The following is a 17,928-nucleotide window of genomic DNA, read 5'->3' as shown; positions in this document are numbered from 1 at the left end:
GACGGGGCATGCCTCGTCAGGCTCGACGGTTCGATGGACACACATTATAGACACATCGGACGCGAAATGATTCAGCAAATAAGGTCGACTTTATGGTGAATGCCTGTAGCCACATGAAAACCTTATAGATGAAGCTGCATTCCCTTATAGGTCGATTATTTGTTTGAAAATCAATGGCTTGTCAGTCACGCAGTGAGATGATGCGCCATCCGCGCTGCTGGGCGGTCGCCAACAGTTGCTCATCCGGGTCCACTGCAATGGCAGTATCGACACGCTCGAGCAGCGGAAGATCATTGATGGAGTCACTATAGAAGGTGCTGCCATCCAGGGTGTGATCACGCTCGGCAAGCCAGGCTTCGAGGCGAGTGACCTTGCCGCCCTGGAAGCTGGGAACTCCGTCGACGCGGCCGGTGTAGCGCCCGTCGATGATCTCGGGCTCGATGGCGATCAGGTCATCCACGCCAAGGCGCTCGGCGATGGGGGCAGTGATGAAGCGGTTGGTGGCGGTGATGATCAGCAGCGTATCGCCGCGTGCACGGTGACGCGCCAGCAGCTCTTCTGCCCGTGCCAGAATGATGGGCTCGATCTTGGCGGCCATGAACTGCTGGTGCCAGGCGGCGAGTTGTTCCGGACTGTTCTCGGCCAGCGGCTTGAGTGAGAAGGCCAGGTACTCGTGAATGTCCAGTTCGCCACTCTGATAGAGCTGGAAATAGCGCTCGTTGGCTTCACGGTAGGTGTCAGCGTCGACAGCGCCTTGTTCAACCAGGAACTCGCCCCAGGCGTGATCGCTGTCCCCGGCGATCAGGGTATTGTCGAGATCAAAGATGGCCAGACTCACGGAGAACTCCTTGCTCAGCCCAGCCGTTGGCGTGGGCGACGGACGCAGACAGAGGGGCGCGGCAAGGTCGCCGGCCCAGTGTTTGCGCGGGTGTACGGGGGCCAACGGAGGATTTCCGAAGGCGGTGTTGCAGTGCAATACGGTGAAGGGGTCGATTATTGCAGACGTGCCTGGCCTTTCACACCGCCAAACCGCGTATTGAAGCGCTTTCAGCCTTTGTGGAAGAATGGTTTCAATTAACGAATCAAAGGTGACATCCGTGATCGACGCTGACGGCTTTCGCCCCAACGTTGGCATCATCATTGCCAACTGTGAGGGCCAGCTGCTCTGGGCGCGCCGGGTAGGACAGAATGCGTGGCAGTTTCCGCAAGGGGGCATCAAGCCAAACGAGACACCGCAACAGGCGTTGTATCGTGAACTCGAGGAAGAGATCGGCCTCAAGGCCGAGGACGTCGAGATACTGGCCTGTACCCGAGGATGGCTGCGCTACCGGTTGCCCAGACGCATGGTGAGAACGCACTCCCGACCGATCTGCATCGGTCAGAAACAGAAGTGGTTCCTGTTGCAGATCCGCTGTCAGGACAACCGCGTGAGTGTGGATTCCACGCCCAAGCCGGAGTTCGATGGTTGGCGGTGGGTCAGTTACTGGTATCCGCTGGGTCAGGTCGTGGCCTTCAAGCGCGAGGTCTACCGGCGCGCGTTGCGTGAACTGGCACCGCGTCTGCAACGACTGGTGGATTCGCAGGGCAATCTGCCGCTCTCGGCGGTGCAAGGCAACATGCCCTGCAGCGAGGACAAGGTCGCCATCAGGCCGACGGGAAATGATCGCCACATCCCCGATTGAGGTCGGGCTCATCATCTGCAACGTGCGCGTCCGGGCCAGGAACCCTGTTTCCTCGTGAGGCGCGTCATGCTCGAGGTACACCATGCTTGAGGTATTGCGGCGTATCGTTCAGGAGGTCAATGGCGCGCGTTCACTCGACGCGGCGCTGGCGACGATGGTGTTGCGCATTCGCAAGGCCATGAAGACGGATGTCTGTTCCGTCTACCTTCTGGCGCCCGAGACGGACCGATTCGTGCTCAAGGACACCATTGGCCTGCGCTCGTCTTCCGTGGGACAGGTCAGCATGGCGCGCGGTGAAGGGCTGGTGGGCATGGTGGCGCTCAGAGAGGAGCCGCTCAACCTCGAGGATGCCCCGGCGCACCCCCAGTTCCGGTATTTTGAGGAAACCGGCGAGGAGCGCTTCTCCAGCTTCCTGGGCGTCCCCATCATCCATCAGCGCCGCGTGCTCGGCGTACTGGTCATCCAGCAGCACGAGAAGCGTCGTTTCGATGAGGGCGAAGAAGCCTTTCTTGTCACGCTGGGCGCGCAGCTGGCGGGTGTGCTGGCGCATGCGTTGGCGACCGGGGCACTGGGCAAGCTGGCCGGGACCAGCGGCCAGGCGACCTTCAAGGGAGTCGCCGGGTCTCCCGGTGTCGTCATCGGCAAGGCCTTCGTGCTCTCTCCGCCGGCGGATCTGGACTCGGTGCCGGACCTCATTCCCACCGACATCGACTTCGAGATCGCTCGCCTGAAGGAGGCGATCAACGCCGTGCGCGAGGAAATCCGTGTCGCGGCAGAGCGGCTGGCCAGTCGTATCTCCACTCAGGAGCATGCGCTGTTCGAGGTCTACCAGCAGATGCTGGGCGACGCGGCGCTGGGCCAGGAGGTCGAGAAGCGTATCCGGGAAGGGCAGTGGGCGCCTGCGGCACTGGCCGATATCGTGCGCCGGCATGTTCAGTATCTCGAGCGCGTGGATGATGACTATCTGCGTGAGCGCGCCGCGGATATCCGCGATCTTGGCCGGCGGGTGCTCGCGCATCTGCAGGAGGAGGGCGACAGCGGCCCGATCGAGTACCCCGAGAACACCATCCTGATCGGCCATGAGATCAGCCCGGCGACACTGGGCGAGGTACCGCGGGAGCGGCTCAAGGGGCTGGTGGCGGTCAGCGGGTCCAGCACCTCCCACGTCGCCATCCTGGCGCGGGCCATGGGAATTCCGACCGTACTCGGGATGGTGGATCTGCCGCTGTCACGCCTGGGTGGCGCGCCGGTGATCCTCGATGGCCATCGCGGTCGCCTGGTGGTGCGTCCGGAGCATGAACTCAGCGTGCATTATTCGCGGCTGATCGCCGAGGAGCAGGCGCTGAGCGTGCTGCTGGAGCAGGAGCAGGATCTGCCGAGCGTGACGCCTGATGGCCATGTGATGCCATTGATGGTCAATACCGGCCTGGCGCTGGATGCCGTGGCCTCGCTCAAGACCCGGGTTGGCGGCGTGGGGCTCTACCGCACGGAAGTGCCCTTCATGATGAATGATCGCTTCCCCAGCGAGCAGGAGCAGGCACGACTCTACCGTGAGCAGCTGGCCGGTTTTGCCCCTCTGCCTGTCACCATGCGTACGCTGGATATCGGGGGCGACAAGGATCTTCCCTATTTCCCCATCAAGGAGGCCAATCCCTTCCTTGGCTGGCGCGGCATACGCGTGACACTGGATCACCCGGAAGTCCTGATGGTGCAGCTGCGTGCCATGCTGCGCGCCGCCGAGGGCCTGGACAATCTGCGTATCATGTTGCCGATGGTCTCGGGGATCGAGGAGGTGGATGCCGCGCTGGCGCTGGTCAATCGTGCCTTGATCGAGCTGGCGGAAGACGGTGTCAACGTCTCACGGCCCAGCGTCGGCGTGATGATCGAGGTGCCGGCGGCCCTCTATCAGCTGGAAGCGCTCGCGACCCAGGTCGACTTCTTCTCGGTGGGGTCCAACGACCTCACCCAGTACCTGCTGGCGGTGGACCGCAATAACCCACGAGTGGCGAGTCTCTATGATGCGTGTCACCCGGCGGTATTGCGCGCGCTGGCGCGCCTGGCGGAAGAATCGAAAGCGCTGGGCATGCCGGTGAGCGTCTGCGGTGAGCTGGCCGGTGACCCTGCCGGCGCCTTGCTGCTGCTGGGAATGGGCTTTGATGGTCTATCGATGAATGCGCCCAGCCTGCCACGTGTCCGTGCCGCCATTCGCCGCGTGTCGTTGGCGGCAGCCCAGGGGCTGGTCAGCGAGGTCCTGTGTCAGCCGACGGCCAATCAGGTGCATGGCCTGCTGCTGGAGCGCATGCAGGCATGGGAGCTGGCGCATCTGTTGCCACCGCGTGACCACACGCCGGATGCCAGTGCGGCCCAGGCGGCAGTCTCTCGTTAGCGACTTGCAGGCAGGATCGCAGACCTGCGCTCCTGCCTCGGGCGGCGTCCTCTCGCTGGCCTTCCTTCAAGACGTCCCCTGCAGGCAATCGTCAGCTCAGATGCCATCCCCGTGTCGCTTCCTCCTGGAGGTGCGACACGGCCTTGCGATGAGCGACGCACTGGCCTTGTGGTGAAAAGCGGCGCTCATGCAGTGTCAGTGAGGCCCGCTTGTCATCTCGCTGCCAGCGCACCAGGGTGGCAGCGCGGGTGCCGTACTCGGGGCTGGTGATGAAGGGGCTGGACAGCAGGGCTTCCCGCTCAAGCGCCAGGCCGGTGGCCGGCAACTGTGCCGTCGGCGGCCGCCATCCATCCTGCAGGATACCCAGACAGGCATCGTCATCGTGCATGACCGCAGACGCCTTCAGCGCGGCAAGGCGCTGTCTGAGTCGCCGCTGCTTTGGCCATTCATTGTCCGGGTGACCATTGGACAGGCTATGCAGCCCAGGGGGGAGTCGGATCAGCTGGCTGCCGTCGGGCCCATGATGGAGTCGCCAGAGAGTCCGGCCATCGCAGACCAGCAAATTGCACCAGTCAAGTGCGCTCAAGCTCAGGGGTTCGCAGTGCTCGGGAGAGTCCGCCGCGAGCCTTGCCATGACGGTCTCGCCAGCGCTCAGGGCCTCCAGCCAGTCCCCAGGCGACAGGGTGGAGGCATTGGCCACCGCCTGTCGCACGGCGGCCGTGACCAGCTGACCGCGACTGATGGTGGCCGCATGGGAGGGGCGGTCCAGCTGGCGGACATTGGTCAGCGTCGCCAGGGCGCCGGCCCGATGCATGACCAGCCATCCCCCTCCTGCCACCAGATCACGACCACCACACAGGGCGGTATCCGGCCAGCGGCACAGGCCAGTGGTCGCACGGGCATGAAACTCGTCGCGGTTGCCCAGCAGCGTGAGGCAGTGACCTGTCGTGGCATCTGGCTGCCAATCGAATGCCATCAGGCACATGGCGAGACTCCGAAAGAGGGTGGGCGAGGTTCCCGGGGATCAGGATGTGACAGGTGTCGCGCCGGGAACATGACGCCTGTCAGTGGCTTGCGTATGCTGCAGTCTTGTGGCGAACGGGCCGACGATCTGCCGTGACGTCGGGCTACGGGCAGCATGGCTCGATGCGACCCGATCGTACTGCTGCGGCAATGTCACGCCACGTCACGAATCGCTGCACCCATGCCCGATGGTTTTTGCTGTCAGGTCCATCTACAGGATGCTCCCAGACCATGTTCTCGCGCCGTCCTCCCCCTGTCGAGCCAGCGTCACGCTCGCCCGAGGCTGAATCTTCCCAAGCGGAGGCTCCCCCGACGGGAGCGTCCGGCGTCACCGGCGACGCCACTCGTCTCGAGGATGGCGGCAGTGCGGGGAACCGCAGTGAGAGCAGCCCCAGTGGACTGGAATCGGTATGGCGGCGCATGAGTCGCCTGACGGTGGGCCCGCTGCTGCTCGCCGAGCTGGCAGTGGCGCTCAGCTGTCTGGTCGGGGCCTGGGTCACCTGGGACAGCGAGCGGCACAAGCTCGTGGACAGCGCCCTGGGCGAGCTTCGCCAGCAGCATTCGCTGGCCACTGCCTTGGTGAATGAGCGCTTCGAGGCGCAGCAGCGTCGTCTGCAGATTCTGGCGCGCTACACGCGTCGCCATCTCGACCATGCCGGGGACGAGGCGGATTCGTCATTGAATGAGCTGGTGTTGACCGAGGAAGGTCAGCTGTTCCGGCCGATCACGCGTGGCGGCGCTGCCTTGTACGGAGAGTTTCACCGCGCATTGGATGAGCAGGATCACGACGTGGCGCGACGCCTGATCCGGATGCAATGGCTGTTGTCGGATCTGTATTCCACGGACCCATTGATCTCGCGACTGTTCGTCAGTCTCGACAACAGCATGATCATGCTCTACCCCTGGTTCAACGTGCTGGATGCCTTCTCACCGGGCACCAGGCTCCTTCCCTACACCGATGTCACACCTGCCACTCAGCGCCAGCTGGCCAGCAGCTCGGACAACGGCGCGCCGCGGGTCGTCTGGCTGCCGCCACATCCCGGTCCGGCGGGCCTGCCTCAGATCACCGCGCTGGTCGAGGTGGAACTCAACGCGGGACAGAAGGTCCATGTCGGGCTGGATCTCGCGGTCCCCCAGATGGAATCTCGCTTGCTGCTGCCTGGTCAGGGCCGCACGGCCCCCTATTGGCTGATCGGTCAGGACCTGGAAGTGTGGGCGGCCAGCAGCAATACGCGTGACCCTCGGCCGCGACGCCTGCCCGATGACGTGGCCCAGGCGGTGGACGGCGGTCTGCGTGGCGCTACCTTGCTGCCAGGACCTGCGGCGCGTGCCGTCGTCTGGGACACCTTGCCCGTCAATGGCTGGCGACTGGTGGCGCGGCGCGATCTTGACGTGCCGGGCGAGATGCCATTGCTGTCATTGCTGCTGGGCAGCGCCGGTGCCTTGCTGCTGGTCTTCGCGGTGAGCATGCTGATTCTGCAATGGCGCCTGCGTCGCCTTGATCAGCGCCTGGGGCAGCCACTGGAATGGTTGGCACGCCAGAGCGTGCGGCTCGAGCAGGGGCAGGTCATGGAGGAGTATCCCGTCTCGGCCCATCAGGCGTATCCGGCCGACGAGATTCTGCGCCGTCACCGTGCTGCCGTGGCACTGCTGCGCCGTGGTCGTGGCCACGAACTGGATGCCTTGCCACTGCCTGCCTTCGTGATGCGTCATGGCCTGCTGGCGATGGCCAATCCTGCCTTCGAGAAGCTGTTCGGGCTGGTGCTACATGAAGCGCTGGGGCGCTCGGTCGGGAGTCTGCTGATGCTGGAGCCCAACCCGAGCGTACCCAACAGTCGAGAATTGCGCGTCCATGATGCCGAGGGCCGCATGCGGCGCATGCGTCTCGAGCTGTGCCGTTTCAACAACGACCCCGCCCAAGTGCTGGGCGTGATGATTGATGAATCAGAACATGATCAGGCCAGCCAGCAGTTGCTGGTCGCACGCGACAGGGCGCGCGAGGAAGCCCGCCTCAAGAGTGACTATCTGGACATGCTGCACGCCGAGTTGACGCCTCCCTTGCAGGGATTGGTGCGCAAGCTGGGGCAGTTGCGTCGCGAGCGTCATCTGGAGGATGCCGAGCTGAGCCTGCTGCAGGGGCGTCTCGATAGCGTGGCACAGCTGCTGAATGTGCTGACGGAGCGCGACGATGTCGTGCGCACGCCGCTGGAGGAGAATCTGTTCACGCCGGCCGAGGCGCTGGGAGCGCTGCTCAATGACATGCAGCAGCGCTACCACGACGTGGGACTGCCCTTCGAGTGGCAGCTGGGCGCGCTGCCTGCATTGCTGCGTGGCGATGTACGGCGTCTGGCGCAGCTCTTCGAGCATCTGTCGGAAGATGGTTGTCGACGCGCCAGCGCGGGTCGGCATCGCGTGTTCGTCGAGGTGGTGGACGCCGAGGGTGCGTCGTCGCTGGCCGGTGGCCCGACGGGAGCTGGCCTGAGGGACACTGAGACAGGGGGGCGATGCTGGCTGAGGCTTGAGCTTCACGATCACTGTGGCCTCGATGTCGGGCGCAATGCGCCTTCCTCGCTGTTGATGGCTCGTCGTCTGGTGGAGGAGCTCGGCGGGCGCTACCGACAGCATGAGACGCAAGGGGAGGAGGTGCTGGAGATCCTGGTGCCGTTGTCCTGGCCGGACAATCCTGTCGAAACTCGCATTCTGGTCGTCGATGACGGTCCGGTGAACGCCATGCTGGCGCGCACGGTGCTCGGCCGCCAGGGATTGGTGGTGGATACGGCGAGCAGTGGAGAAGATGCGCTGGCCGCGCGCGAGCGCCATTTCTACGACCTGGTGTTCATGGATATCTTCATGCCCGGCATGGATGGCGTCAGCGTTACCCGGAATTGGCGCGAACAGGAGGCCGGGGCCGGCAGTGACAGGCGTAGCGTGATCATTGCCCTGACGGCCAATGCCAGCGAGGCGGACCGCGAGCGTTTCTTCGCGGCAGGTCTGGATGATTATCTTGGCAAGCCCTATCGTCCTCAGGCGTTGATCGACAAGGTTCGCAAATGGCTGCCTCGGGCCACGATGAAGGCACCGGGAGCAGAAGGTGGCGTGACGGGTGATGGGGTCTGAGTTGGCAAGGGTGAGCGATGAGCCATCGGTTCATGGCCTCAACCCGGCCCTTTGACAGAGGTTCTCGATGAAGACAGGTGCAAGGAGTGGGGCATGTGGTGGTGGTATCCCGTGTTGGGGGCCGTGGCGGGTCTGATCGCCGGCCTGTTCGGTATCGGTGGCGGGCTGGTCATCGTGCCGGTGCTGGCGGCAGCCTTTGCGCTGCAAGGTGTCGCCACTGATGTCTTGATGCATCTGGCGATAGGTACCTCACTGGCGACCATCGTGGTGACCTCGCTGTCATCGGCGCGTGCGCATCATGAGCGTGGCGCCGTGCGTCTGGACTGGCTCAAGCGCCTGCTGCCCGGACTGGTGGTGGGAACCGCGCTGGGGGTGGTGCTGGCGGGCGGACTGAGCAGCGAGATGCTCAAGCTGCTGTTCGGTGGCTTCGTGCTGCTGGTCGCCGTCAAGATGGGACTGGATCTCAAGGTGGGTCAGCTGGCGCAGGCGCCGGGGCGTGCCGGGCAGTTTCTTGGCGGTGGCACCGTCGGGGTGGTATCCGCGCTCTTCGGGATCGGAGGGGGGACGGTGATGGTGCCGATGTTGACCAGCTGGCAGGCGCGCATGACCGAGGCGGTCGGGACGGCGGCCGCGGCCGGGTTTCCCATCGCCTTGGTGGCAGCGCTGACCAATATCGCGGTGGGCTGGCACGCCCCGGGCTTGCCGGAGCATGCCATCGGCTATGTGCATTGGGTTGCCTGGCTCGGCATCGTGCTGGTGTCGGTGCCCTTCGCGCGAGTGGGCGCACGGCTGGCCCATGCGTTGCCGGCGCTGTTGCTCAAGCGGTTGTTCGCGTTGATTCTCGTGATCGTGGGGCTGCGCTTTCTCGTCTCGTGAGACATCTCGGCATGTCCGCTTTGCCGGGAAGGGCTGCTAGGTGGCGTTCATGCGCGAGCTGTTATCCTTCGCCACCTGACCGGTAGCGCATCGGATTGATGGCGAAAGACTTGCGACTGGCGTCAGTCGTGCCGACTTATTCATTCAAGGTTTTCTCATGTTGCAATATCCTCAGATCGACCCCGTGGCGTTGGCATTGGGGCCTTTCAAGATTCACTGGTATGGATTGATGTACGTGATCGGCTTCGCGGCGGCCTGGGGGCTGGCGCGTGCCCGGCGCGGGCGGGTCGGCCTGAGTCAGGATGCCGTGGGAGACCTGATCTTCTTCGGTGCGTTGGGCGTGGTGCTGGGTGGGCGCCTGGGGTATGCGCTCTTCTACGGCTTCGACAAGTTGCTGGCGGACCCGGTGTGGATCTTCAAGGTCTGGGATGGCGGCATGAGCTTCCATGGCGGCCTGCTGGGTGTGTTGATCGCCATGCTGGTGTTCGCGCGTCGTCACCAGCTGACCTTCTTCCAGCTGACTGACTTCATCGCGCCGATGGTACCGATCGGCCTCGGCGCAGGGCGCTTGGGCAACTTCATCAACCAGGAGCTGCCGGGGCGTATCACCGATGTCTCATGGGGCATGGTCTATCCGCTCTACGGGCCGGAGCCACGCCATCCCTCTCAGCTCTATCAATTCGCGCTGGAAGGCGTCGCGCTGTTCGCGATCCTGTGGTTCGCCTCGCGAGAGCCGCGCCAGAAGGGGTTGATCTCCGGTCTGTTCCTGCTCTGCTACGGCAGTTTCCGTTTCATCACCGAGTTCTTCCGCCAACCGGATTCCCAGCTCGGCTTCATCGCCTTCGACTGGCTGACCATGGGTCAGCTGCTGTCGCTGCCGATGGTGCTGTTCGGGTTGCTGCTGATGGCATGGTCGCGTGGTCAGGACGTGGCGCAGCCGCCGCTGCCTCGCGCATCCTGAGGTGGGAATGCAGGTGTGATTACAGGGGGCAATCGGTGTAAACTGGCCCCCTGCCAGATACGCAAGAACGCGGCCATCGGGCCGCGTTCTTGCGTATCTGGCAGCGTAAAATATCGTCAAGTGAACGATTCGAATTCATGAAGAGGCTGGTGCAGAGCCGATCCCCCGGATCCGCTCGCCGAGCCAGCCTCTGATCCGCCGTACGGACCCGCTGCCCATGCAACCCTATCTCGATCTGATGCGCCACGTGCTGGAAAACGGCACGCAAAAGGGCGACCGCACCGGTACCGGTACCTTGAGTGTCTTCGGTCACCAGATGCGTTTCGATCTGGCCGAAGGCTTTCCGCTGGTCACCACCAAGAAACTGCACCTGCGCTCGATCATCCACGAGCTGCTGTGGTTCTTGAAAGGCGACACCAACATCGCCTACCTCAAGGAAAATGGCGTGCGTATCTGGGATGAGTGGGCCGATGAGAATGGCGATCTCGGGCCGGTCTATGGCTACCAGTGGCGCAGCTGGCCGAGCTTGAGTGGAGAAGGTATCGATCAGATCGCCAATGTCATCGAGCAGATCAAGACCAATCCCGATTCGCGTCGCATGATGGTCTCGGCCTGGAACCCAGCGCTCATCGATCAGATGAAGCTTCCGCCGTGTCATGCCCTGTTCCAGTTCTATGTCGCCGAGGGTCGGCTGTCCTGCCAGCTCTATCAGCGTAGCGCCGACATCTTCCTCGGCGTGCCGTTCAACATCGCCAGCTATGCGCTGTTGACCCAGATGATCGCTCAGGTCTGTGGTCTCAAGCCGGGGGAATTCATTCATACCCTCGGCGATGCCCACCTCTACAGCAATCATCTGGAGCAGGCGCGTGAGCAGCTGACGCGGGAGCCGCTGGCCCTGCCGACGCTCAAGCTGAATCCGGACGTGACGGATCTGTTCGACTTCACCTTCGAGGACATCGCCATCGAAGGCTATGAATCCCATCCGCATATCAAGGCGCAGGTGGCCGTATGAGTGACAAGGAATTTTCTCCGCTGAGTGCCGCCGCCGAGACCGTGGTCCCGGTGGCGATGATCGCCGCCATGTCGGTCAATCGCGTGATTGGTGTCGACAACAATCTGCCTTGGTACCTGCCGGAAGACCTGAAGTTCTTCAAGCATGCGACCCAGGGCAAGCCGGTGATCATGGGGCGCAAGACCTTTGCCTCCATCGGCAAGCCGCTGCCCAATCGACTCAATATCATCGTCACGCGTGACAGCGAGTTCCACCACGATGGCGTTCGGGTCTGTCACGATCTGGCGGCGGCGCTCAACATGGCGGATCACCATGCGATGATCGAGGGTGTGGACGAGATCATGGTGATCGGGGGTGGACTGATCTATGCACAGGCACTGCCCGTCGCCACGCGTCTGTACCTGACCGAGGTAGCGGTCGAGATCGAAGGCGATGCGCACTTCCCGGAGCTTGGTGCTGACTGGGAAGAAGCTCAGCGTGTGCCGGGAGAAAGTGGTGAAGGCCTGCCTGCCTATGACTTCGTGCGCTATGAGCGCAGGGACGACTAGCGCTTGCGCCTGCCAGCGGGAACTTTACAGTCAGCAGGTACTGACACAGACTGGTGCCAAACGGAACTGCCCATAGCGTGCAAGGGAGGCTCAGGCCTTGACGATGGATCGCCTCGAAGCGCTGTACTCTGCGCTTGAACATGAAGCCGACACCCAGCGACAGCAGCGTGACGGAGAGCGTCAGGCTCGTCTGGCGCTGGAATCGGAAAATGCCCAGCTACGCGAGACGCTGGCCGCGCTGCGCCAGCAGATGCAGGAGCAGCAGGCGCAGCTGACCGGGCTGAGCGAGGCCTTGATGGCGCGTGATGCCGAGCTGCGCGAGTTGCGCGAACGCAGCGCACAGTCGCCCGCGTCACAGCCGGTGGAGGATGCGCGCCCCAGTGCTGCGCAGGTGGAAGCTGCCGCGGAGCAGCTGGCCTCCGCGAGCGAGTCACCCTATGTTGTCTCGGGGGAGACCGCTGACGCCGAGTCTGTACCGTCGCCAGCAATGTCTAACGACGCGCCAGTCGAATCCGCTGGCTCTGACGAGACACCGGACCAGGCAACGCCGCCGTCGCCCCAGGCGCTGCTCAAGCAATGGTACAAGCGCTATCCGGATACCTTCTTCAAGGGCCACACCCGTCCCTTGAAGATCGGCATCCATGTCGAGTTGCTGGAGAACGAGCCCTGGGACGAGAAGCTCGTGCGCCGCGCTCTGGCGGGCTACGTCCACTTGCCACGTTACCTGAAGGCCGTTCGTGCCGGCACGCAGCGGGTCGATCTTGAAGGTCAGTCCGTGGGTGCCGTCACGGAAGACGAGGCATTGCATGCACGTCAGCAGCTCGCGGAGCTGACTCGTCAGCAGAAGGAGCGTGAGGAGCAGGCTGCCAGCCAGCGCATCAGCCACAAGCTGAGTGAATTGATGACCAAGCACCGCTAGCGACGTGCCGTGCAGGCAGGCCCCATGGCCAGCCCGCACTGTCACCTTGATCGTCAGTGTTCAGAGCCCCTGTGCGGATTGCCGCACAGGGGCTCTGTCGTTGGTGGGTGGAAATCCGCACATCGGGCCGGCGCTGTCGGCAAGTCCACTCATGTCGCGAAGAAGGGTTTTCGCCACAGGTATCTGAATTCAATCGAAAAAACTGGGAATGTGCTGCTCATGGCGCGGTACTCGCTATACCCAGGTGTCCCTGCTCGCGCTCATGTCTGGCGTTGCGACTCGCGCTCATGCCGAGTGTCGTGATGCAGCACACGCCAGGCGGGATGATCAACAGATGACCAAACCCCAATAACAACCAAGATTCCGAGAGGAACTGCCATGCGCCTTTTCAAGCCTGCCCTGACAGCCCTGAGTGCCGCCATTCTGATGGCCTCGACCGCTGTCATGGCCGACCCCATCACCATCAAGTTCTCTCACGTCGTCGCGGAAAACACCCCCAAGGGGCAGATGGGCAAGAAGTTCCAGGAGCTGGTCGCAGAGCGACTGGGGGATCAGGTGGCCGTTGAGCTCTATCCCAGCTCCCAGCTCTATGGGGATGACAAGGTGCTGGAAGCCATGCTGCTGGGCGATGTCCAGCTGGCGGCTCCGTCACTCTCCAAGTTCCAGAAATACACGGATCAGCTGCAGGTCTTCGATCTGCCGTTCCTGTTCAAGGACATGGAAGCGGTGGAGCGTTTCCAGAGCAGCGAGACAGGCCAATCCTTGCTGACGGCGCTGGAGCCCAAGGGACTGGTCGGACTCGGGTATCTGCACAACGGCATGAAGCAGCTCTCCGCGTCCTCACCGCTCACGGTGCCTGATGATGCGGATGGCAAGAAATTCCGCATCATGACCTCTGACGTGCTCGAGGCGCAGTTCGATGCGCTGGATGCCGTCTCGCTGAAGAAGCCGTTCTCCGAAGTCTTCATCCTGCTGCAGACCAAGGCCATCGACGGTCAGGAAAATACCTACTCCAATATCTATTCCCAGAAGTTCTTTGAAGTGCAGCCTTACATCACCGAATCCAATCACGGCGTGCTGGATTACATGGTGGTGTCCTCGGCACGCTTCTGGAATGGGCTTCCGGAGGAGGTGCGTGGCGAGGTCAAGTCAGCGCTGGATGAAGCCATCGCCTATGGCAATGAGCTGTCCCAGGCCAAGAATCTCGAGGCCAAGCAGGCCATCATCGACTCCGGTCAGAGCGAGATCATCACGCTGGACGATGCGCAGCGCCAGCAGTGGGTGGATGCGATGAAGCCGGTGTGGGGTGAATTCGCCGATGATATCGGTCAGGACATCATCGATGCCGCTCAGGATGCCAATCGCTGAGACGCGCAGGCTGACAATCACTTGCCTCGCCGGGAGACGCGACATGTCCGTCCTCTCGTGCGAGGCAAGTCTCCATGAAGGGCATGAGGACATTGCCATGAAACTTGGATGGCTACACAAGGCAGAAGAGACGCTGTTCTCGCTGCTGCTGGTGGCGATGGTATTGCTGGTCTTCGTCGAGGTGGTGCTGCGTTTCGTCTTCAATACCGGTATCAGCTGGTCCCAGGAAGCCACTCTCTATCTGGCGGGCTGGTTCGTGCTGATCGGCGTGTCGTGGGGCGTCAAGCAGGGCGCGCACATCGGTGTGGATGTCGTGGTGAAGATGCTGCCACTGATCTGGCAGCGGGTGGCTACCCTGGCCGCGCTGGTCATCTGCATGGCGTACTGCGTGATGCTGCTGGTCGGCAGTTACGAATATCTGTCCTTGATGCAGATGATCGGTATCGAACTCGAGGATATCGCGATACCCAAGTGGTATGCCCTGACGATTCTGCCCATCGCGATGCTGCTGCTGATGCTGCGCTTCGCGGTATTGGGCTGGAAGGTGATACGCGGAGATGCCAGCGGTTTCGGCTTTCACGACGAAGGCGAGGACAGCATGCACCTGGTGCAGCCGGCTGACTCGGTCATTGGTGACAGCTCCGATGGTACCGGTGGTAAACGTGACAGTGATCAGGAACCCAGACGATGACCATAGCCACTCTGTTCGCGCTGCTGTTCGGTGGCATCTTTCTCGGCATGCCGATCGCCTTCGCGCTCGGATTTTCCAGTGTCACGACGATACTGCTGTTTTCAAGTGATTCGCTGGGCTCGGTCGCCATCAAGCTCTTTGAAGCCCTGTCGCATCACTACACCTTGCTGGCGATTCCCTTCTTCATTCTTTCCAGCACCTTCCTTTCGACGGGAGGCGTGGCGCGCCGCCTGATCACCTTCGCGACCGATGCCATCGGTCATGTCCGTGGCGGGCTTGCGATGGCCTCGGTGCTGGCCTGCATGCTGTTTGCCGCCGTCTCGGGGTCCTCTCCGGCCACGGTCGCGGCGATTGGCTCCATCGTGATCGCGGGGATGGTGCGCCAGGGCTACAGCGAATCCTTCGCGGCCGGGGTGATCACCAATGCCGGTACCCTGGGGATCTTGATTCCTCCCTCCATCGTGATGCTGGTGTACTCCGCGGCCACGGAGGTCTCGGCGGCCAAGATGTTCATGGCGGGCCTGATTCCCGGGCTGTTGATGGGCGGCATCCTGATGGTGGCCATCTATATCGCTGCCCGAATCAAGAAACTGCCTTCACAGCCGTTCCCGGGTCTCAGGACGCTGGCTCGCTCGGGGCTGGTCGCGATGGGCGGGCTGATGTTGATCTTCATCGTGCTGGGCTCGATCTACGGCGGGGTGGCCAGCCCCACCGAGGCGGCGGCGGTCGCGACGGTCTACGCCTGGTTCATCGCAGTGGTGGGCTATCGCGACATGGGGCCCTTGAAGGACGTGCCATGGCGCAGAGGCAACGAAGCATGGGGCAGAGCCGGGCTGCGTGCTCTCTGGCAGGTGCCGGCAGGCCTGGTGGGCTCATTCTCGGACCAGGAGGTCAAGAAGGTGGTGCTGGATGGTGCGCGCGTCTCGATGATGCTGCTGTTCATCATCGCCAATGCGATGCTGTTCGCCCATGTGCTGACCACTGAACGCATTCCTCACACCATCGCCGAGACCATCATCGGCTGGGGGCTGCCAGCCTGGGGATTCCTGATCGTGATGAATCTGCTGCTGCTGGCGGCGGGCAACTTCATGGAGCCCTCGGCCATCCTGCTGATCATGGCCCCGATCCTGTTTCCCATCGCGACGCAGCTGGGCATCGATCCGATCCATCTCGGCATCATCATGGTGGTCAACATGGAGATCGGCATGCTGACGCCACCAGTGGGGCTCAACCTGTTCGTCACCGCGGGTATCACCGGCAAGCCGATGACCTGGGTCATTCGTGCCGCACTCCCGTGGCTGTCGTTGTTGCTGCTGTTCCTGGTATTGATCACCTATGTCCCGTCGATCTCACTCTTCCTGCCCAACTGGCTAAGCCAATGATGGCGCCATGCTCCATCGCGGTGACGAGGCGACAGGAATGTGGAAACTTCGTGCAGGCGACATGTCGATCCTGCGCTATCCCTCACCAGAGTCGCGACGTGAGGTACTGCCGTCAGTGATGCTCTGACCAGCGGCATTCAGCCTGATCATGGTCAGGCCACCATGGACTACCCCGGTCACTCCATCGAGTGATCGGGGTTTCATCACGTCAAGGTCATCGGAGGAAAGCGGTGAGTCGTTGAAGAAGACACCGAAAATTGACTGCCATGTCATTTTTCACCGAGGCGCGTCCATGCTCGGTTTCCTTTCGATTCCAGAGATTTGCACGATGGCATGCAAGGGGAATGATGAGCTTCCAATGGCGTGAGATGACAAAGAATTCATCGGCTCAGTGCATGCTACTTTTGTCTTGCATGTCATGGCTGAGGCAAGTGTGTCTTCGCTCTGACTGCCGGGAAATCAGCGAACGTCAAAACCCTCGAGAAAACCCATGGTTGTCATGAATCCTTCATTCTTCCGCTCTAGAGTGTTGGCACGCCAGACAATTGACCGGCGTATTGGTTCAGGACCAGTGATCGAAAACAGTGTTTTTTTCTGTTGCACATCCTGAAAGCCCGGTATATGGTTTCCCTGCGAGCATTGGATAATAACAAGGCCACAGGGTTTTAGAGGCGTCATCAAGCGCCCGGAACCTCGGCCACTGCCACCGGCAGACACGATCGAACAGTTAACGCTAGTTAAGGAACTATCGCGATGAAAAAGACACTTCTGGCTACTGCCATCGCCGGCGCTGCTGCCCTGGCTGCTACCTCCGCTTCCGCTGCAACCGTCTACAATCAAGACGGCACCAAGCTGGACATCTACGGCAACGTTCAGCTGGCATACTCCTATGTCGACCAGCTCGGCGGTGACCCGGAAAGTGAACTGGGCGACAACGGTTCTACCTTCGGTGCCAAGGGTGAGCACAAGATCAACGATGACATCGTCGGTTACTTCAAGGCCGAGTGGGAATACGATGCTGACGAATCCAAGGGCGGCGGCAACGGCCTGAACGATGGCGACCAGTCCTACGTCGGTGCCAAGGGTTCCTTCGGTGACGCGCGTATCGGTTCCTGGGATCAGCTGATGGACGACTGGATCCAGGATCCGATCTCCAACAACGAATACTTCGACCTGACTGATTCCAGCACCCAGATCGACGGTGACAGCCAGACTCGTGAAGGCAACAAGCTGCAGTACATGTCTCCGGTCATGGGCGGCCTGCAGTTCGCTGTCGGTTCCAACTTCGAAGGCGACGGTGAAGACGAGAACGTCACTGATTCCAATCAGGCGTCCTTCTTCGCAGGTGCCAAGTACACCGTCGGCGGTTTCTCCATCGCTGGTGTGTATGACAACCTGGACCAGTTCGAAGCCACCAACGGCAGTGACATCGGCGACCAGTACGGTATCACCGGTCAGTACACCGTTGACGCCCTGCGCATCGCCGTCAAGGCTGAGCGCTTCGCGGGTGAAGAAGATGACACCGACGTTGATTACTACGGTATCGGCGCACGTTACGGCTACGGCATGGGCGACGTCTACGGCGGCTACCAGTACGTCGACGCTGAAGATGCTTCCACCGTGGCTTCCGAAAATGGCGGCGACGACAGCTTCAACGAATTCAACCTGGGTGTGACTTACAACATCTCTTCCGCGATGTACACCTACATTGAATACGCCCAGTACGATCGCTCTGGCGACGCTGGTGACGGCGCTGCAGTCGGCATCTACTACGGCTTCTAAGACGCCCTCAAACGTCTAGCAAGCTAACGAAAGCCGGTCCCTCGGGGCCGGCTTTTTTACGTCTGATAGGTGCCGACTTGAGACGGAAATTGCGTGGCTTTCTGCCGCGCTTCGCAGGCATATTTGTTGTTGGTTGGTCTTGGCCAAAAGACGCAGGGCTGTCATGACACCTGGCACGTGT

At 62.0% G+C, this 17,928-nt stretch carries 13 protein-coding genes and 1 pseudogene; 12 read left to right on the top strand and 2 right to left on the bottom strand.

All coding sequences use genetic code 11. The annotated features are described in order from the left end of the window. Window positions 1-181: 181 nt before the first annotated feature. The gene (locus BOH68_RS13505; protein WP_077375196.1) at window positions 182-838 is read right to left on the bottom strand and encodes a histidinol-phosphatase; all 657 of its coding nucleotides are present in this window, start codon (window positions 836-838) and stop codon (window positions 182-184) included. A gap of 259 nt (window positions 839-1,097) precedes the next feature. On the opposite strand from BOH68_RS13505, the pseudogene BOH68_RS13500 reads away from it, so the two are divergent. Beyond that, a pseudogene (locus tag BOH68_RS13500) lies at window positions 1,098-1,571 on the top strand (RNA pyrophosphohydrolase); the annotation flags it as partial. A gap of 193 nt (window positions 1,572-1,764) precedes the next feature. Further along, the gene (gene ptsP / locus BOH68_RS13495; protein ID WP_077375192.1) at window positions 1,765-4,068 is read left to right on the top strand and encodes a phosphoenolpyruvate--protein phosphotransferase; all 2,304 of its coding nucleotides are present in this window, start codon (window positions 1,765-1,767) and stop codon (window positions 4,066-4,068) included. 91 nt (window positions 4,069-4,159) lie between these two features. Here ptsP and BOH68_RS13490 read toward each other — a convergent pair whose 3' ends face one another. Continuing rightward, complete coding sequence (locus tag BOH68_RS13490; protein WP_077375189.1) at window positions 4,160-5,053, bottom strand: NRDE family protein; 894 nt, start codon at window positions 5,051-5,053, stop codon at window positions 4,160-4,162. Between the two features lie 269 nt (window positions 5,054-5,322). Here BOH68_RS13490 and BOH68_RS13485 point away from each other — a divergent pair, with 269 nt between their 5' ends. From BOH68_RS13485 to BOH68_RS13440, 10 genes are all read left to right on the top strand, one after another. Continuing rightward, entirely contained in the window at window positions 5,323-8,208 is a 2,886-nt protein-coding gene (locus tag BOH68_RS13485; protein WP_170877396.1) for a response regulator, read from the top strand. 93 nt (window positions 8,209-8,301) lie between these two features. Next, complete coding sequence (locus tag BOH68_RS13480) at window positions 8,302-9,084, top strand: sulfite exporter TauE/SafE family protein (RefSeq protein ID WP_077375183.1); 783 nt, start codon at window positions 8,302-8,304, stop codon at window positions 9,082-9,084. A 157-nt stretch (window positions 9,085-9,241) separates the two neighbouring features. Next, window positions 9,242-10,045, top strand: coding sequence for a prolipoprotein diacylglyceryl transferase (lgt, locus tag BOH68_RS13475; protein ID WP_077375180.1), 804 nt, complete (start codon window positions 9,242-9,244; stop codon window positions 10,043-10,045). Window positions 10,046-10,262: 217 nt separating this feature from the next. Next, window positions 10,263-11,057, top strand: coding sequence for a thymidylate synthase (locus BOH68_RS13470; protein WP_077375177.1), 795 nt, complete (start codon window positions 10,263-10,265; stop codon window positions 11,055-11,057). Next, window positions 11,054-11,605 (top strand): dihydrofolate reductase, encoded by a 552-nt coding sequence (locus BOH68_RS13465; protein WP_077375174.1) that lies wholly within the window; start codon window positions 11,054-11,056, stop codon window positions 11,603-11,605. Before BOH68_RS13470 ends, BOH68_RS13465 begins: the two co-directional genes overlap by 4 nt. A 103-nt stretch (window positions 11,606-11,708) precedes the next feature. Further along, window positions 11,709-12,524, top strand: coding sequence for a ProQ/FINO family protein (locus tag BOH68_RS13460; protein ID WP_077375172.1), 816 nt, complete (start codon window positions 11,709-11,711; stop codon window positions 12,522-12,524). 378 nt (window positions 12,525-12,902) lie between these two features. Further along, window positions 12,903-13,892 carry a TRAP transporter substrate-binding protein gene (locus BOH68_RS13455; RefSeq protein WP_077375169.1) on the top strand — a complete coding sequence of 330 codons (990 nt, stop codon included), beginning with the start codon at window positions 12,903-12,905 and terminating at the stop codon, window positions 13,890-13,892. A gap of 97 nt (window positions 13,893-13,989) precedes the next feature. Beyond that, the gene (locus tag BOH68_RS13450; RefSeq protein ID WP_077375691.1) at window positions 13,990-14,583 is read left to right on the top strand and encodes a TRAP transporter small permease; all 594 of its coding nucleotides are present in this window, start codon (window positions 13,990-13,992) and stop codon (window positions 14,581-14,583) included. Continuing rightward, a complete protein-coding gene (locus BOH68_RS13445; protein WP_077375166.1) occupies window positions 14,580-15,965 on the top strand; it encodes a TRAP transporter large permease in 1,386 nt (461 codons plus the stop codon). Before BOH68_RS13450 ends, BOH68_RS13445 begins: the two co-directional genes overlap by 4 nt. A gap of 753 nt (window positions 15,966-16,718) precedes the next feature. Beyond that, the gene (locus BOH68_RS13440) at window positions 16,719-17,747 is read left to right on the top strand and encodes a porin (protein WP_065392466.1); all 1,029 of its coding nucleotides are present in this window, start codon (window positions 16,719-16,721) and stop codon (window positions 17,745-17,747) included. Window positions 17,748-17,928: the final 181 nt, after the last annotated feature.

The organism is Cobetia sp. MM1IDA2H-1, assembly GCF_002916775.2.
In the GTDB taxonomy this organism is placed as follows: Bacteria; Pseudomonadota; Gammaproteobacteria; order Pseudomonadales; family Halomonadaceae; genus Cobetia; species Cobetia marina.
The sequence above is the reverse complement of the archived record's forward strand: the minus strand, read 5'-3'. Positions and strand labels throughout refer to the sequence as shown.

Coding starts and splice junctions, on each gene's coding strand:
- ptsP (WP_077375192.1), top strand. CDS start 1,765: ATGCTTGAGGTATTGCGGCGTATCGTTCAGGAGGTCAATGGCGCGCGT.
- BOH68_RS13490 (WP_077375189.1), bottom strand. CDS start 5,053: ATGTGCCTGATGGCATTCGATTGGCAGCCAGATGCCACGACAGGTCAC.
- BOH68_RS13485 (WP_170877396.1), top strand. CDS start 5,323: ATGTTCTCGCGCCGTCCTCCCCCTGTCGAGCCAGCGTCACGCTCGCCC.
- BOH68_RS13480 (WP_077375183.1), top strand. CDS start 8,302: ATGTGGTGGTGGTATCCCGTGTTGGGGGCCGTGGCGGGTCTGATCGCC.
- lgt (WP_077375180.1), top strand. CDS start 9,242: ATGTTGCAATATCCTCAGATCGACCCCGTGGCGTTGGCATTGGGGCCT.
- BOH68_RS13470 (WP_077375177.1), top strand. CDS start 10,263: ATGCAACCCTATCTCGATCTGATGCGCCACGTGCTGGAAAACGGCACG.
- BOH68_RS13465 (WP_077375174.1), top strand. CDS start 11,054: ATGAGTGACAAGGAATTTTCTCCGCTGAGTGCCGCCGCCGAGACCGTG.
- BOH68_RS13460 (WP_077375172.1), top strand. CDS start 11,709: ATGGATCGCCTCGAAGCGCTGTACTCTGCGCTTGAACATGAAGCCGAC.
- BOH68_RS13455 (WP_077375169.1), top strand. CDS start 12,903: ATGCGCCTTTTCAAGCCTGCCCTGACAGCCCTGAGTGCCGCCATTCTG.
- BOH68_RS13450 (WP_077375691.1), top strand. CDS start 13,990: ATGAAACTTGGATGGCTACACAAGGCAGAAGAGACGCTGTTCTCGCTG.
- BOH68_RS13445 (WP_077375166.1), top strand. CDS start 14,580: ATGACCATAGCCACTCTGTTCGCGCTGCTGTTCGGTGGCATCTTTCTC.
- BOH68_RS13440 (WP_065392466.1), top strand. CDS start 16,719: ATGAAAAAGACACTTCTGGCTACTGCCATCGCCGGCGCTGCTGCCCTG.